Annotated in this window: 15 protein-coding genes; 10 read left to right on the top strand and 5 right to left on the bottom strand. The window is 73.1% G+C overall.

The window, feature by feature from the left end; genetic code table 11:
• Positions 1–35: 35 nt before the first annotated feature.
• Entirely contained in the window at positions 36–767 is a 732-nt protein-coding gene (locus tag ACSIH6_RS02685) for a GntR family transcriptional regulator (RefSeq protein ID WP_435106186.1), read from the bottom strand.
• Between the two features lie 125 nt (positions 768–892).
• Between ACSIH6_RS02685 and ACSIH6_RS02680 the strand changes: the two genes are divergently transcribed.
• The 7 genes from ACSIH6_RS02680 (at position 893) to ACSIH6_RS02650 (ending at position 8,618) form a co-directional block, all read left to right on the top strand.
• Positions 893–2,275, top strand: coding sequence for an MFS transporter (locus tag ACSIH6_RS02680; RefSeq protein WP_435106184.1), 1,383 nt, complete (start codon positions 893–895; stop codon positions 2,273–2,275).
• Positions 2,272–3,342: an L-idonate 5-dehydrogenase gene (locus ACSIH6_RS02675; RefSeq protein ID WP_435106182.1), complete on the top strand. Its 1,071-nt coding sequence runs from the start codon at positions 2,272–2,274 to the stop codon at positions 3,340–3,342. Before ACSIH6_RS02680 ends, ACSIH6_RS02675 begins: the two co-directional genes overlap by 4 nt.
• A gap of 98 nt (positions 3,343–3,440) precedes the next feature.
• Positions 3,441–4,652: a D-mannonate dehydratase ManD gene (gene manD, locus ACSIH6_RS02670; protein WP_435106180.1), complete on the top strand. Its 1,212-nt coding sequence runs from the start codon at positions 3,441–3,443 to the stop codon at positions 4,650–4,652.
• Between the two features lie 14 nt (positions 4,653–4,666).
• Positions 4,667–5,632 carry a PfkB family carbohydrate kinase gene (locus ACSIH6_RS02665; protein WP_435106178.1) on the top strand — a complete coding sequence of 322 codons (966 nt, stop codon included), beginning with the start codon at positions 4,667–4,669 and terminating at the stop codon, positions 5,630–5,632.
• Entirely contained in the window at positions 5,629–7,083 is a 1,455-nt protein-coding gene (locus ACSIH6_RS02660; RefSeq protein WP_435106175.1) for a mannitol dehydrogenase family protein, read from the top strand. The genes ACSIH6_RS02665 and ACSIH6_RS02660 overlap by 4 nt, the downstream gene beginning before the upstream one ends.
• 32 nt (positions 7,084–7,115) lie before the next feature.
• Complete coding sequence (gene eda, locus ACSIH6_RS02655; RefSeq protein WP_435106173.1) at positions 7,116–7,775, top strand: bifunctional 4-hydroxy-2-oxoglutarate aldolase/2-dehydro-3-deoxy-phosphogluconate aldolase; 660 nt, start codon at positions 7,116–7,118, stop codon at positions 7,773–7,775.
• A gap of 702 nt (positions 7,776–8,477) precedes the next feature.
• Positions 8,478–8,618 carry a hypothetical protein gene (locus ACSIH6_RS02650; RefSeq protein ID WP_435106171.1) on the top strand — a complete coding sequence of 47 codons (141 nt, stop codon included), beginning with the start codon at positions 8,478–8,480 and terminating at the stop codon, positions 8,616–8,618.
• A gap of 21 nt (positions 8,619–8,639) precedes the next feature.
• Here the strand turns inward: ACSIH6_RS02650 and ACSIH6_RS02645 are convergent, their stop codons facing one another.
• Positions 8,640–9,110 carry a hypothetical protein gene (locus ACSIH6_RS02645; protein ID WP_435106169.1) on the bottom strand — a complete coding sequence of 157 codons (471 nt, stop codon included), beginning with the start codon at positions 9,108–9,110 and terminating at the stop codon, positions 8,640–8,642.
• A 245-nt stretch (positions 9,111–9,355) separates the two neighbouring features.
• Between ACSIH6_RS02645 and ACSIH6_RS02640 the strand changes: the two genes are divergently transcribed.
• Positions 9,356–10,609, top strand: coding sequence for a PucR family transcriptional regulator (locus ACSIH6_RS02640; protein WP_435106167.1), 1,254 nt, complete (start codon positions 9,356–9,358; stop codon positions 10,607–10,609).
• A 22-nt stretch (positions 10,610–10,631) separates the two neighbouring features.
• Here ACSIH6_RS02640 and ACSIH6_RS02635 read toward each other — a convergent pair whose 3' ends face one another.
• The 3 genes from ACSIH6_RS02635 to ACSIH6_RS02625 form a co-directional block, all read right to left on the bottom strand.
• Entirely contained in the window at positions 10,632–11,441 is an 810-nt protein-coding gene (locus tag ACSIH6_RS02635; protein ID WP_435106165.1) for a MerR family transcriptional regulator, read from the bottom strand.
• On the bottom strand, positions 11,422–11,979 hold the full coding sequence (locus ACSIH6_RS02630; RefSeq protein WP_435106163.1) for a VOC family protein: 558 nt from the start codon (positions 11,977–11,979) through the stop codon (positions 11,422–11,424). The genes ACSIH6_RS02635 and ACSIH6_RS02630 overlap by 20 nt, the downstream gene beginning before the upstream one ends.
• Positions 11,980–12,269: 290 nt before the next feature.
• A complete protein-coding gene (locus ACSIH6_RS02625; RefSeq protein WP_435106160.1) occupies positions 12,270–13,235 on the bottom strand; it encodes an LLM class F420-dependent oxidoreductase in 966 nt (321 codons plus the stop codon).
• Positions 13,236–13,531: 296 nt separating this feature from the next.
• Between ACSIH6_RS02625 and ACSIH6_RS02620 the strand changes: the two genes are divergently transcribed.
• Complete coding sequence (locus tag ACSIH6_RS02620; RefSeq protein WP_435106158.1) at positions 13,532–14,062, top strand: YbhB/YbcL family Raf kinase inhibitor-like protein; 531 nt, start codon at positions 13,532–13,534, stop codon at positions 14,060–14,062.
• A 290-nt stretch (positions 14,063–14,352) separates the two neighbouring features.
• Positions 14,353–15,405, top strand: coding sequence for an ATP-grasp domain-containing protein (locus ACSIH6_RS02615; protein WP_435106156.1), 1,053 nt, complete (start codon positions 14,353–14,355; stop codon positions 15,403–15,405).
• Positions 15,406–15,412: the final 7 nt, after the last annotated feature.

Raw genomic sequence — 15,412 nt, 5'->3', positions numbered from 1 at the left:
CGGGGCCCCGGGGCTGACGACCCACGCGGCGGCGGCTAGCGCAGCGAGGTCACGGTCCTGCGGACGGGGCGGCGGGGCTGTCCGTCCGAGAAGAACTCCGGTGACGCGGCCCGGATCCGCCCGACGTCCTCGAACACCGCCCGCAGGTGGGAGCGCAGCGCCTCCACCGCCGTCCCGGTGTCCCCGGCCTCGATCGCGTCCACGACCAGCGTGTGCTGGTCCACCAGCTCCCCGATCGGACGCGTGTCGATCAGGCTCAGCCGCCGCGCCCGGTCCAGGTGGGCCTTGGCCGCGTTCACCGTCCGCCAGGCGCTCTCGTTGCCCGCCAGCGCCAGCAGCGAGCGGTGGAACTCCTCGTCGAGCTCGAAGAAGCGGTCGTGGTCGCCGTCGCCGCCCGCCTTCCGCTGCGCGCCGAGCAGGACGCGCAGGTCGCTGACGTGGTCCGCCGAGAAGGGGGGCCGGGCCTGGGCGAGGGAGGTGCACTCCACCGCCTCCCGGATGAACTGCGCCTGCCGGACGCGCTCGGGGTCCACGAGTGAGACGAACGTGCCGACCTGGGGATAGACCTCCACCAGCCCCTCCTCGCGCAGCAGGATGAGGCTCTCGCGCACGGGTGTGCGGCTCACCGCGAGCTCGGTGGCGAGCTCGTTCTCCGACAGGGGCGTCCCCGGCTTGAGTTCCAGGGTGATGATCGCGCGGCGGATGGTCTCCAGGGTGCGGTCCCGCGCGGACAGCAGGGGTCCCCCGGACCGGTTCTGGTCGGCCATGAGGGGAGTCTACCGGCATTGACGCCACTGGTATGGCAGTGCTTGTATGTCAGTTGCCAACATGTTCACGTACGGTTTCCCCGATACTTCTTCGCAGGTGGAAGCCCTTCACAAAGGACCGGCCGATGACCGAACAGGCACCCCCCGCGCCAGCCGGACAGGGGGAACGCAGCACCCGGGACCTCACCAAGGCCTCGGTGTCCGGGTGGCTGGGGACCGCCATGGAGTTCATGGACTTCCAGCTCTACTCCCTGGCCGCCGCCCTGGTGTTCAACCAGATCTTCTTCCCCGACCTCAACCCCGCGGTCGGCCTGATCGCGGCGATGGGCACCTACGGCGTCGGGTACGTCGCCCGGCTCGCCGGAGCGGTCTACTTCGGCCGCATGGGCGATCGCCTCGGCCCCAAGAAGGTCCTGTTCATCACCGTCGCCCTGATGGGCGTCTCCACCACCCTGATCGGTGCCCTGCCCACCTACCAGCAGGTGGGCCTGCTCGCCCCGGTCCTGCTCGTGGGGCTGCGGCTGCTCCAGGGCTTCGGCGCGGGCGCCGAGATCGCGGGCGCCACCGTGATGTTGGCCGAGTACGCCCCGGCAAGACGGCGGGGGTTCATCGCCTCCCTGGTGTGTCTGGGCACCAACTCCGGCACCCTGGGCGCCTCCGCGATCTGGGCGGTGCTGGTGTTCGCGCTCTCCGAGGAGCAGCTCCTGACCTGGGGCTGGCGCCTCCCCTTCCTGGCGAGCTTCCTCCTGCTGCTCCTGGCACTGTGGATCCGCTTCTCCGTCAAGGAGAGCCCGGTCTTCGAACAGCGTGAGGACCTCGTCGACGGTGTGGCGATGTCCCGGAGCGAACTGGCCGCGGCCGCGGTGGAGGAGGACAGGAGCGGTCTGGAGACCGCCCTGCGCCAGCGCAAGGGCCGCGCCTTCCTGCTCGCCCTCGGCCTGCGCTTCGGCCAGGCGGGCAACTCCGGCATCGTCCAGACCTTCCTCGTCGGCTACCTCAGCGCCAACCTGCTGCTGAACGACGCGGTCGGCACGTCCGCGATCGTCTACGGCTCCCTGCTCGGCTTCGTCACCGTCCCCCTGGTCGGCGTGCTCGGCGACCGCTTCGGACGCCGCCCCGTCTACCTCTTCCTCACCGTGGCGAGCATGCTGTTCGCCGTGCCCATGATGCTGATGATCGAGACCGGCGACACCGTGCTCGTGACCGTCGCGATGGTCGTCGGGCTCAACCTGTCGGTCCTGGGCCTGTTCTCCGTGGAGAGCGTCACCATGGCCGAGCTGTTCGGGGCGCGCACCCGGTTCACCCAGCTGGCCCTGGCCAAGGAGATCGGCGGCGTCCTGGCCACGGCGATCGGCCCGGTGCTGGCCGCCACGCTCACCGCCGCCACCGGCTCCTGGTGGCCGCTGTCGGCGATGATCATCATCTACTCCCTGATCACCCTCGTCTCCGCCTACCTGGCCCCCGAGGTGCGCGGACGCGACCTGGTCCGACTGGAGGACGCCGTATGAGGGCCGTGACCGTCCACGGAGCCGGAGACCTGCGCGTCGACGAACTCCCCGACCCCGTCCCCGGCGAGGGGGAGGTCGTCGTCGCCGTGGAGTGGGGCGGGATCTGCGGGTCCGACCTCGCCTACTGGCGCCACGGTCGCTCGGGAACGGCCGTGCTGCGCGAACCCCTCGTGCTCGGCCACGAGATCGCCGGACGCGTCGCCCGGGTGGGCCCCGGCGTGACCGGCGTCGAGGAGGGGCGGGCCGTCACCGTGCACCCGGCCGAACTGGTCGGCGACGGGCGCATGCCGGAGCGGCTGGCCGGGCGCACCAACCTCTACCCGAGGGTGCGCTACTTCGGGTCGGCCGCGTTCTCACCGCACACCGACGGCGGCTTCTGCGACCTCAGGAAGGTCGCGGCCCGGCAGCTGCGGCCCCTGCCCGAGGGGGTGGACACCCGCAGCGGGGCGCTGGCCGAACCGCTCGCCGTGGCCTGCCACGCCGTCAACCGGGCAGGGAGCGTCGTGGGAGGTGGCGCAGAAGGTGCCGCGAGGGGCGCGGGAGGTGTCGCGGGCCGGGACGTGTTCGTCAACGGCGCGGGACCGATCGGCTCGCTCGTCGTCGCCGCGCTCAGGCACGCGGGGGCGGCGCGGATCACCGTCGCCGACGTCGGGCAGGCCCCGCTGGAGGTGGCCCGGGCCATGGGCGCCGACGACACGCGCGACCTCTCGCGCGGGGACACGCTGCCCGAGGACGCCGAACTGGTCTTCGAGGCCTCCGGAGCCCCCGCCGCCCTCGGCGGGGTCCTGCGCGCGACCGCGCGCGGCGGCACCCTCGTCCAGGTGGGCAACCTCCCCGGAACGCAGGCCCCGGCGGCGCTGGGCGAGCTCGTCACCAGGGAGATCACCTGGATCGGCTCCTACCGCTTCGTCGAGGAGATCGACGAAGCCCTGGCCGCGATGGCCGCGGGCCTGGACGTCACCCCGCTCATGACCCACTCCTTCCCCGTCGGGGAGGCGCACGAGGCGATGCGGACGGCGGCCGATCCCGCCTCCGGCAGCAGCAAGGTCATGCTGCGCTTCGCCTGAGCCGTGCCACGGACGCCTCCCGCTCCCCACCCGGGAGCGGGGGCCTCCCGTGCCCTGCCGGAGCGGGCGCTTCCCATCCATCCCAGAAAGGGCATTCCGTGAAGATCACCGACGCACGTGTCGTCGTGTCCTCACCCGGCCGCAACTACGTCACCCTGGTGGTCGAGACCGAGGACGGCGTCACCGGCATCGGCGACGCCACGCTCAACGGCCGCGAGCTCGCGGTCGCCTCCTACCTGCGCGACCACGTGTGCCCGCTGCTCGTCGGACGCGACGCGCGGCGGATCGAGGACACCTGGCAGTACCTGTACAAGGGCGCCTACTGGCGCCGCGGCCCGGTGACGATGACCGCGATCGCCGCCGTGGACGTGGCGCTGTGGGACATCAAGGGCAAGGCCGCGGGCATGCCCCTCTACCAGCTCCTGGGTGGGGCCTCGCGCGAGGGCGTCCTGGTCTACGGGCACGCCAGCGGCACGACGCTGGACGCCCTCTCCGAGGACTTCCAGTGCCACCTGGACCTGGGCTACCGGGCGATCCGGGTCCAGGCCGCGGTCCCCGGGCTGGAGAAGACCTACGGGATCGCCCCGGCGGGCGGCCGGGTGTACGAGCCCGCCAGCGGCCACCGGCCCCAGGAGGACACCTGGGACACCCCGGCCTACCTGGACTTCGCGCCGACCATGATCGCCCACGTCCGCGAGCGGTTCGGCTACGGCGTGCACCTGCTGCACGACGTGCACCACCGGCTCACCCCGATCGAGGCGGGCCGCCTGGGCGCGGCGCTCGAACCGTACCGGCTGTTCTGGATGGAGGACCCGACCCCGGCGGAGGACCAGTCCGCGTTCCGGATCCTGCGCCAGCACACCACCACCCCCGTGGCGGTGGGCGAGGTGTTCAACTCGATCTGGGACTGCCAGCAGCTCATCACCGAGCGGCTCATCGACTACGTCCGCGCCTCGGTGTCGCACACCGGCGGCATCACCCACCTGCGCCGCGTGTTCTCCCTCGCGGAGCTGTACGGGGTGCGTTCGGGCTCACACGGCGCCGGGGACCTGTCGCCGGTCGCCATGGCCGCGGCGCTCCACCTCGACCTGGCCATCCCCAACTTCGGCATCCAGGAGCACATGGGGCACACCGGCCCCCACGCGGAGGTCTTCCGCACCTCCTACTCCTTCTCGGACGGGTACATGCACCCCGGAGACGCCCCGGGCCTGGGCGTGGAGTTCGACGAGGAGGCCGCGGCCCGCCACCCCTACGAAGCCAGGTACCTGCCGGTCAACCGGCGGCTCGACGGAACGGTGCACGACTGGTGAGCGAGCACGGACCGGTGAGCAAGTACAGACCGGTGAGCAAGCACGGACTGGACGTCGTCGTCCTCGGCGAGGTCCTGCTGGAGGTGGCCACCGACGTCCCCGTCGCGCACGGGGTTCCGGCCAGGCTCGGTGTCTCGGGCGACGCCCTGAACGTCGCCGCGGCGGCGTCCCGGGCCGGGGCCAGGGTCGGTCTGGCCGCCATCCTGACCGACGACGAACTCGGACGGGCCGTCGCCGACCGCGTCGCGGAGCTGGGCGTGTCCACCGACATGCTGCGCTTCCGCCCCGGGCAGCAGGGCGTGTACCTGGTGCACAGCGACCCCGAGGGCGAACGCGCCTTCGCCTACGCGCGCACCGGGAGCGTGGGCTCGACCCTGTCCCCGGAGGACCTGGACGAGGAGACGGTCGGTGCGGCGGGGGCGGTCGTGGCGGGCGGCATCGCCTGCGCGGTCTCCGACAGCGCGCGCCGGGCGGTCCTGGCCGCGGCGCGCCTGGCACGCAGGTTCGTGTTCGACCCCAACCACCGGCCGCGGCTGGCCTCGCGGGAGGAGGGCGCCACGACCCTCGCGGAGCTGGCCCGGCACGCCTACCTGGTGACCCCCTCCCACCCCGGCGAGACCTCCGCCCTCCTGGACAGCGCCACCCCCGCGGAGGCGGCCCGGCGCCTCCTGGAGGCGGGCGCCCGCAACGTCGCGGTGACCTGCGGGTCGCGCGGCGTCCACCTGGCCACGCCGGAGGAGGAGTCCTGGATCGACGCGGTCCCCGCTCCCCGGGTCCTGGACCAGACCGGCGCGAGGGACGTGTTCGTGGGTACCCTGACCGCGCGCCTGACCCTGGGCGACCCCCTCGCTGAGGCCGCGCGCCTGGCGGCCGCCGCGGCCAGCCTGAGTGTGGGCGGGCGCGGCGGAACCGGTTTCCTGCCGACCCTGGAACAGACCCGCGCACACGCGCGGGGAAAGAAGAAGGAGGCGACGCGATGACCCGGCTGGACCTGGCAGCGCTGCGGGCCGCGGGACGCACCACCGCCCTGGACCGCGCCGACCTGCGCACCGGGGTGGTCCACCTCGGGATCGGCGCGTTCTACCGCGCCCACGGCGCGGTCCTGACCGAGGAGGCCATGCTCGCCACGGGCGAGACTGCCTGGGGCATCAGCGCGGTGACCGGGCGCTCGGCCCGGGTGTGGGAGCAGCTGGCCCCGCAGGACGGACTGTTCACGGTCACCGAACGCGGTGGGGGCGCCCGCCCCGTGCGGGTGGTCTCCTCCGTCCGCGAGACCCTGTCCGGTCCGGCCGACCCGTGGGCCGTGGTGGAGCGCATCGCCCACCCCGACACCCGGATCGTCACCCTCACGGTCACGGAGAAGGGGTACCTGGCGCACCCGGTCACAGGGCGCCTGGACATCGGCGACCCCCGGATGCGCGCCGACCTGGACGGCGGCCCGCCACTCACGCCGGTGGGGCAGATCGCGCGCGGCCTCCAGCTGCGCCAGCTCCGGGACGCCGGTCCGGTGACCGTGCTGTCCTGCGACAACCTGCCCGACAACGGTGATCTGACGGCCGCGCTGGTCGCCGACTTCGCCGACGCCCTGCCGGGCGCGGAGGGCGAGCGGCTGCGGTCCTGGGTCGAGGCGCACGCGGCCTTCCCGAACACGATGGTGGACCGGATCGTCCCGGCCACCACACCGGCGGACCTGGACGCGGTCGAGGCGGAGCTGGGCCTGCGCGACGAGGCCGCCGTGGTCGCCGAGCCCTTCCACCAGTGGGTGATCCAGGACCGCTTCGCCGGTCCGCGCCCGCGGTGGGAAGCGGCCGGGGCGACGATCACCGACGACGTGCGGCCGTGGGAGGCGGCCAAGCTGCGCGTGCTCAACGCCAGCCACTCCCTGCTCGCCTATCTCGGTCTGTCCGTGGGCCACACGACGATCGCCGCGTGCGCCGCCGACGACGCCGTGTCCGCGGCGGCCCACCGTCTCGTCCACGAGGAGGTCCTGCCCTCGCTCACTCTGCCTGACGGATTGGACGGCGAGGCCTACGCCGCGTCGGTGCTGCGCCGGTTCGCCAACCCCGCGCTGGGACACACCACCGCCAAGGTCGGGGCCGACGGCTCCCAGAAGCTGGGGCCTCGTGTGCTTCCCACGGTCCGGGACGTGCTGGCCGGGGGCGGCGAGCCGCGGTGGAGCGCCTTGGTGGTGGCGGCGTGGATGCACCACATCGCCACGGCCGGTCCCGGGGTGGAGGACCCGCTGGCCGACTCCCTGCACGCGTTGCTGCCCGAGAGCGGCGGGGCGCGGGAGGTGGTCGCCGCGCTGCTGCGTTCGGAGGTCTTCCCCGGGGACCTGGCGTCCCATCCCGTGCTCACCGACCTGCTGGTCCACTGGTACGGAGTCGTGTCCGCCGGGGGCGGCGCGCTGGCGGCGGAGGTCGCCCCGTGAACGAAGGACATCCCGTGAGCGAAGGACACCCCATGAGCGGAGGCAACAGGGACGACGGAAGCGACGGCGTCGGGGCCGTGCTGGCGCTGTCGCCGGTCGTTCCCGTGGTGACGGTGGACTCCCCCGGACGCGCGGTTTCCCTGGCGGAGGCTCTGCTGGCGGGTGGAGTGGGCGTCGTGGAGATCACCCTGCGCACGCCCGGCGCCCTGGAGGCGGTCCGGGCGGTCGCGAGGGAGGTGCCGGACATGGTGGTGGGCGCGGGAACCGTGCTCTCCCCCCGCCAGGCCGACGAGGCGGCGGAGGCCGGGGCGCGTTTCCTGGTCACGCCCGGCACCACGGACCGGATGCTGCGCCATCTGGTCGCGAGTGGGATCCCCGCCCTGCCGGGGGTGGCCACCGTCAGCGAGGTGCTGGCCGCCCGCGAGGCGGGGATGCTCGCGCAGAAGCTCTTCCCCGCGTCGGTTCCGGGAATCCCGTTCCTGCGTTCGGTGGCGGGCCCGATCCCCGACGTCGTGTTCTGTCCCACGGGCGGGATCACGGCCGCCACGGCCGCCGACTACCTGGCTCTGGACAACGTGGCGTGTGTCGGGGGGAGCTGGCTGACCCCCGAGGACGCGGTCCGGGCGGGGGACTGGGCGCGGATCACCGGGTTGGCCGCGGAGGCGGTGCGCCTGGGCGGAGGCGCTGTCTAGGTCGGCCGTCCCAGCCGTCTGTGGTCATGCGTCAGCCCGGGCTCTACGGGTGCCTGGTTCCCCATCAGCCCGGGCCCTACGGGTGCCTGGTTGCTGACGCAGGGATGCTCTACAACGTGCGGACCCCCTACGACGCCCGGTCACGTGCGGGGCTTGGTGGCTGATGCTGGTCTGGACCGTGTTGCCCCCCTTTCCGGGTGGCTGAGGGGTCACTCCCGGTGGGCGCTCCACCTGGCACTCTCCCGAACCCCTGAGTGGCGCCCACCAGACCCCTGAAGTGACCGGAGACAAGGGATCTCCTTCGCCAAGTTCGCTAGGCGAACTTGCCCTCAGTCGGTCCCCGCCCCCAACACTGAACCCTGTAGCCAGAACCCACCACGACCACCCACCCCCCAGGGGCGAACGGGGAACCCGCACGCTCTACGGGTGCCCGGTTGAGGTCGTCTGGAGAGGGGCACCGCCTGGGGCGGAGCGCTGCTGTGCGCTCTACGGGTGGACGCCTGAAGAGGGGCGCCCCCACGGTGCCGGTGTACGCAGACGCGCGGCCCGTGAGATGGGCCTGACGGGTGTTCAACGCCGACACCGTGCTGGAGGTGATGCTGGACCTGTACGCCCCCTGATCCAGCAGCAGGTCGACGCCTGCGCCGCCCAGCCGAGCGAGCCGTGACCTCGCCGGGGCCTCCGTCTGGTAAGCCGGACGGTGTGAACAGCGCGAGAGAGTTCGAAAGACGGGGCGAGCGGCGGGCCGCGTCGAGGGAGAGGATCGTCCAGTGGCTCTGGCCGCTGACGGCCGTGGTGGTCGTGGTCGTGGGCATGGTCCTCGGCTACGCGTTCTTCAGCTGAGTCCGGCGGAGCCCTCCGGTCTCAGGCGCCTCCCAGGGAGGTGCCCGGCAGACGGGTGGCCACCCACTGGTCGTCGGAGTCGCGGCGCATCTCCAGGGGGCCGTGGTCCTCGCCGGGGTAGACCAGGGCGACCGTGGCGATGGGGACCTCCCCCTCCAGCTCGGTGTTCATGGTGACCTCGCCGACCTCCATGCCCTCGCCGCCCTGGAGCGACTCGGCGTAGAGGGGGAAGGCCGCCGGGCAGTCCTCGGCCCCGTGCGCGTCGGCCACCACCGTGCGCGCGGCCTCGTCCATCAGCGCGCAGCCCGCCTCGCCGTCGGCGGCCATGAGGGAGGCGAGGAAGCCCTCCGCGGCGCGCCGCACGTGGGTCTCGGCGTCCGGGTCCACCGCGGCGGCGCTCTCCTCGGCCTGCCCCTCGGTCTCCTCGCCGGAGCAGGCCGTGGCGGCCAGGAGCAGGGCCAGCAGCGGGGCGGACAGCGGAAGTCGTCTCATGGCGGGCGCCTTTCGAGGGGGCGGGGCGTCGTCCGCACCATTGTTACCGTATCGGCCCGCTCCGTGACCAGCGGTGTCCACGCGGCTGGGCGTCATGGCGAACCCGGGGGTTGTCGGTGGGGCCGGGCTCTGGTGATATGGGAACGCGGTCCCCTCCCGACGGAACCGCTCCGGACTTTCTGGCGCACAGAGCACGCGCGGGCGTGCCACGGGCGGCTCCGCCGTGCGTCCGCGCCGGAGGTGACATGACCTACTCCCTGCGGGAGAGCCGTCCGACGGACCCGTTCGCCCGTATACCCCCGGAGCTGGGCGCCCGGCTGCGCCCGCTGGTGCCGTCGCTGGCGGAGGAGGCCCTGGAGGGCATCCGGCGCCGGGCGGAGCTCCACGCCGCGCCCCTGGAGCCCGCCGACGCCGAGGGTCTTCGGCGGACGGTGGAATCCGGACTGCGCGCCTTCCTGGACCGGGTGGAGGGCGGCGGCCGCTCCCCCGGGCACGTGGACGCGCTGGCCGCCGAGTTCCGTACCTTCGGTGCGGGCGAGGCCCGGCACGGGCGCACCCTGGAGTGCCTGCACACGGGGATGCGTACGGCGGCGGCCGTGGCGTGGCGGCGGCTGGCCGACGCGGACGCGCCCACCCGCGACCACATGGCGGTGCTGGGAGAGGCGATCTTCGTGTTCCAGGAGGAGATCTCGACCGCCGCGGCCGAGGGCCACGCTCGGGTGCGCGGTGCCGGGGTGGACGCGCTGCGCAGGCGCCGGGCGCGGCTGCTGGAGGTGCTGCTGGCCGAGACGGGCGCGCGGCAGGAGGCCGGGTCGGTGCCCGCGCTGGCCCGGGCCGCCCGGTGGCGGCTGCCCGAGCGGGTGGCGGTGGCGTTGCTGTACCGGGGCACGGACGGCGCGACGGGGGCGTTCTCGCATCTCACCGCGCTGCCGACGGACGTGCTCGTGGGCCTGGACCGCGTGGAACCGTGCGCGGTCGTGCCCGACCCCGGGGGACCGGGGCGACTGCGGTCGCTGGAACGCTCGCTGCGCGGGTCCTGCGCGGTTCTGGGGCCGAGCGTGCCCCTGGATCGGGCGCCGGTGTCGCTGGCCCGGGCCCGGGACCTGGCGGAACTCGTACGGACGGGCGTGGTTCCGGGCGGGGGCGTGGTGCGGTGGGACGACCACCTGCCCGCGCTGCTGCTGTCGCGCGACCCCGGACTGGTCGCGGAGATGGCGCGGTCCCGGCTCGCTCCGCTGGCGCCGCTGCGTCCGCCCCAGCGGGAGCGGATGGCCGACACCCTGCTGGCCTGGTTGGAGTCGGGACTCAACGCCAACGAGGCGGCGGAGCGGTTGAGCATCCACCCGCAGACCGTGCGCTACCGGCTGCGCCAGTTGGAGGAGCTGTTCGGCGACCGGCTGCGCGAGCCCGGCGAGCGTTTCGAACTGGAGCTGGTCCTGCGGGCCCGCCGCCTGCTCGGTCCCGTGGAGGAGGGTGCGGCGCGACCGGACGGCGGGTGACGGGCGTTTCCGCGTCACGGAATCACTGCCAGGTGGCTGTCTCCGGGTCGATCCCGTGAGTGCGGGCGCACTCGTCGACGCTCTGCCGAAACCAGGAAGCCAGCCCGGACCGGATTCCGTCGTAGTGGGAGGAGAAACCGGGGTCGGACTCGAACATTCTTCCCAGACACACCTGCATCTGCCGCGTGAGCGGGAAGAAGTCGGAGAACACTTCGCGATGGCGTTCGACGAGCGCGTCCGCTTCCGGGCTGCCCGGGACGACACCCCGGTCGAGAGCGTCGCCCAGATCGCGCTGCAACGTGGACATCGCCGAGGAGAGCGACCGCCACTGCTCCCGCGTGCGGGAGGCGGACCGCTCGGCGAACTGCGCCCATTGCTCGGAATCCCCCCACACGGTGCGGGCCTTCCGGGATCGGTGAGCGTCCCAGTCCGCCCCGAAGACCTCCGACTGCGCTTCGTCGTCGAGAAGGATCCCCCGCTCGTGAGCCTCGGTCATCCGTTCCAGGCGCTCGTCGAGCCGTCGCAGGTCCTGGATACGCTCGGCGAGCCGGGCGCGCTGCTCACGCAGGGTGGCGCCGATCTCCGCTGTCCGGTCGTCGAGGACCTCACGCACCGCGTCCAGCCCGAGACCGGCCTCCCGGTACGCGACGATTCGACGGAGCCGTTGCAGGTCCGCGTCGGTGTACTGGCGATAGCCGGCGGTGGTGCGCGCGGACGGCGACGCCAAGCCGATCTCGTCCCAGTGGTGGAGCGTGCGGACGGTCACCCCCACCAGCCCAGCGGCCGCGCCCACCGTGACACCACCACGGATGTCACGCTCGCGTTCGACCATGGACACCATTGTGGCCCTCCTCCTTCGATCCCGGGGCGACGATTCCGACCGAGGCGAGATCACGCGCCTCCTGGCTGTCAGGATCGAACTCCTGTGCCGCGGTGAACACGACCCGCACTCCCTCAGGGGTGGTCACCTCGACGTCGCGGGTACGCCACGGTGTGTCCCGCGGCCCGGTCACGCTGCCCGGCACGAGATCCGAACACGCCTCGACGAGCGGATCGACCTCGCTCAGCACGCACAGGAAACTCACGCTCATCGCCGGTGCTCCGGGCGGCTCGGCACCGGCCTCCGCAGGGACGAGCAGGACGTCCTGGAACGCCCACCGGCGCAGGTGGACCACCTGCCCCGGGACGCCGAACAGTTCGACGAAGCCGAACCCCCGTACCCAGAAATCCGTCGACGCCGCCAGGTCCGACGTCGGAACCGTCACGAACACCGGCATCGCGTAGATACCGCGGAACACCTCTGGCGCGACCGCCTCCGGTCCACGCTCGGATACGGGTCCCATCTCGAACGCGTTGAAGAAATCACTCATGTGGACCACCGTCCTGCCTCACGCGGCGTGAGGGTCAAGCCCGACCCGTGAACCCGACGACATCAGGCGGTGTCGCCGTCGTCGACCGAGCCGCTGACGTCCGCGACGCCGGCCTCACCCGGACACGGCGGTGACGGGCGCTCCGCGCGCCCGTCACCGCTTCCGGGGGCGGCCGTGCGGTTGTCCACAGGCGAAAGACGGGCCTTCCTCGGCGGATCCGCCGAGGACTAGCGTGGTGAACGGGGGGTCCCCGGGGCCCTCCTGCCTCGTGCTGCCCGCACCCCGGACCCTCAGTCCCGCGGCGCCAACGCCCGCACCACCGCGGCCGGGTCCGCGTTCGGCGGGCCGATCGGCGCGATCACCGGGGTGGTCACCCCGTTGTCGGCGTAGGCCCGGATCCGCTCACGGCAGTGCTCGGCGGGGCCGTGCACGATGAGCTCGTCCACCACCGAGTCCGGGATCGCGGCCAGCGCGCCCCTGCGGTCCCCCTCGTCCCACGCCTTCCACATCGGGGTGAGCTCCTCGCGGCCCAGCCACTCGTGGAACGCCCGGTAGACGGGGACGTTAAGGTAGGCCGAGATGGCCCACCGGCCGATCCCGCGGGCGGTGTCCGGGTCGGCGTCGGGGACGGCGAAGATCCGCGCGACCACCTCCTTGTCCTCGCCGTACTGGCGCACATGGGGCACCACCGTGCGCACGTCCTCCGGCGAGAGCCAGTTGATGACGGCACCGTCGCCCTCGCGTCCGGCGAGCCGGAGCATGCCCGGCCGCAGCGCCGCCACCAGCAGCGGAGGAGCCTGCTCGGGGACCGCGCCGAGCGTGAAGCCGTTGACGCTGAAGGTGTCGTAGCTCTCCTTGACCTTCGCTCCGGTGAGCGCGGCGCGCAGGAAGCGCACGGTGTCGCGCACCTTCTTGTACGGCTCCTCGAAGGGGATGGAGTTCCACCGCTCCACGATCACGTTGGAGGACGTGCCGACGCCCAGCGCGAAGCGGCCCGGCGCGGCGGCGGCCAGGGCTGCGGCGCTCATCGCCAGGGTGGCCGGACCGCGCGTGTAGGCGGGCACGATCGCGGTGCCCAGGCGCAGCCGGGGCGCCCACACGCTGGCCAGGGCGAGGGGGGTGAAGGCGTCGGTGCCGTTGGCCTCGGCCGACCAGACGTCGGTGTAGCCCAGGTCCGGCAGCTGCTCGACGAGGGTCCGCTGCTCGGAGAGCGGGACCCCCTCCAGCGGGATGGTGATGCCCCAGCGAGTGGTCATGGCGACTCCCTGTCGGTGTGGAACCGAATCCGGTTCTTGTGCCGTGCTGGCAGCACCGTACCGCCCGGTCGGTCTGTCGTCTCGGGGCGCCTCCCTCCTTCGCGCCGTCGGCACCGGCACGCCGCCCTCCTCCGGACCGGCGCACTGCCGCCGCCCTCCGACACGGCCCGCCACCCCGGGACGCGCGTGCCCGCTGGGGCGTATGTTCGTAGGGCCCGGACCGGAGTCCCGCCAACGGCGGGCGCCCCCGGCCGGGCCGCACGAGCGCATCCCAGACGAACGAAGGAGGCCCCTTCGTGGCCACGCCATCCTCCCCCTACGACTTCCTGCCCCAGGTCGCGTCGTTCACCGTCACCAGCAACGACGTCACCGACGGACAGACCCTTCCCCAGGCCCAGGTCAGCGGGATCATGGGCGCCGGAGGCGGGGACGTCTCACCGCACCTGTCCTGGAGCGGTTTCCCCGAGGGGACGCGCAGCTTCGCCGTCACCTGCTTCGACCCGGACGCACCCACCGCCAGCGGCTTCTGGCACTGGTCGGTGGCCAACATCCCGGCCGACGTCACCGAGCTGGCCACGGGCGCCGGGGACGGCTCCGGCCTCCCCGAAACGGCCGTGACCCTGCGCAACGACGCGGGCGGACACCGCTACGTCGGCGCGGCCCCGCCCGCCGGGCACGGCCCGCACCGGTACTTCTTCGTGGTGCACGCGGTGGACGTGCCCCGCCTGGAGGTGGACGAGTCGGCGAGTCCGGCCTTCCTCGGCTTCAACCTGTTCTCGCACGCGCTGGGCCGGGCGATGATCACCCCCGTCTACGAGGTGAAGTAGCCCGCGAAGGCAGCGCGAAGCCCGGGCCGGGAACAGGACCCGGGGCCACGGGAGACGTCGAGGGCGGGCCGTGCGCGGCCGCGCCGCACCGCTCGCCCTCGGCCCTCTCCTCCCGGGGCCGAAGGATACACGCGCAGTGGGCCCTTCCGGTTGTCCTGACAACCGGATTCGGCCATTTCCGGGCCATCGGGCACCCCGCGGTCTAGGCTCGGTAACCATCCCCCAGTCCGCCGTCCACGTCGGAAAGGGTTCGACCGGTGCCACAGCAGCCTGCGAGCAAACCAACCGTCGTGGTCACGACAGCGGGATCGGCTCCCACACCCGGGACCATCCTCCACCTGCGGGAACAGGGTTTCCGCGTGGTGGCGACCGATGTGGACCCCGCCGCGCCGGGCCTGTACCTGGCCGACCGCGGGTACCTGGTGCCGCCGGGCGACAGCGAGGCCTTCCTGCCCAGGATGCGGACGCTGTGCGCGGACGAGGGGGCCGTCGCGGTCATCCCCCTGGTCGACGAGGAACTGGTCCGGGTGGGCGAGCTCGCCAAGGACGGCGTGGAGGTGCTGCTGCCCCGGCTGGACTTCGTCACCACCTGCCTGGACAAGTACGTGCTGATGCGGGAGCTGGAGGACGCCGGGATCGGCGTGCCGCGCACCTGGCTGGCCTCGGAGTGGCCGAGTGGTGCCGCGGACTCCGCGCCCGGCGGCCTCATCGTCAAACCGCGCTGCGGACGCGGGAGCCGCGGGGTGGTGGTCATCGACTCGGTCCGAGACATGGCGCGGGTGGTGTCCGAGGGCGGCTACGCGGCGGACGAGCTGATCGTGCAGGAGCTGGTCGGCGGCCCCGAGTACACGGTGTCCGTGGTGGTGTGGCGGGACGGCGGGGTCCAGGCCGTGGTACCCAAGGAGGTCGTCCTCAAGCAGGGCGTGACCAAGTACGCGGTGACCAGGCGCCACCGCGAGGTGGCCCGCGTCTGCCGGGCGGTCCAGGCCGCGCTGCGCGCCGACGGCCCCTTCAACGTGCAGTTGTGCCTGGACGCGGACGGCAGGCCGAGGATCTTCGAGATCAACCCGCGCTTCTCCTCCACCGCCTCGCTCACCGCGGCGGCCGGGGTCGACGAGATCACCGGACTGCTGCGGCAGGCCGTCGCGGACGGGCCCCGCCTGGAGGACGACTGGCGCGAGGGGGTGGCGATGGTGCGGCGGTGGACGGACGAGTTCGTCAGCGAGGCGGAGTTCACCTCCCACGGCATCTCCCCCGCCCCCGCGGGCGCCCCGGAGCTGCCCCGACAGCTGTCCCCCGGTGGCACGGGCCCGATTCCCGTCGTTCCGGTGCGTGTGCGGTGACGGGCCC

The sequence above is a fragment of the Nocardiopsis synnemataformans genome (assembly GCF_965343085.1).
GTDB lineage: Bacteria > Actinomycetota > Actinomycetes > Streptosporangiales > Streptosporangiaceae > Nocardiopsis > Nocardiopsis alborubida.
This window is presented reverse-complemented; position numbering and strand designations above follow the sequence as displayed.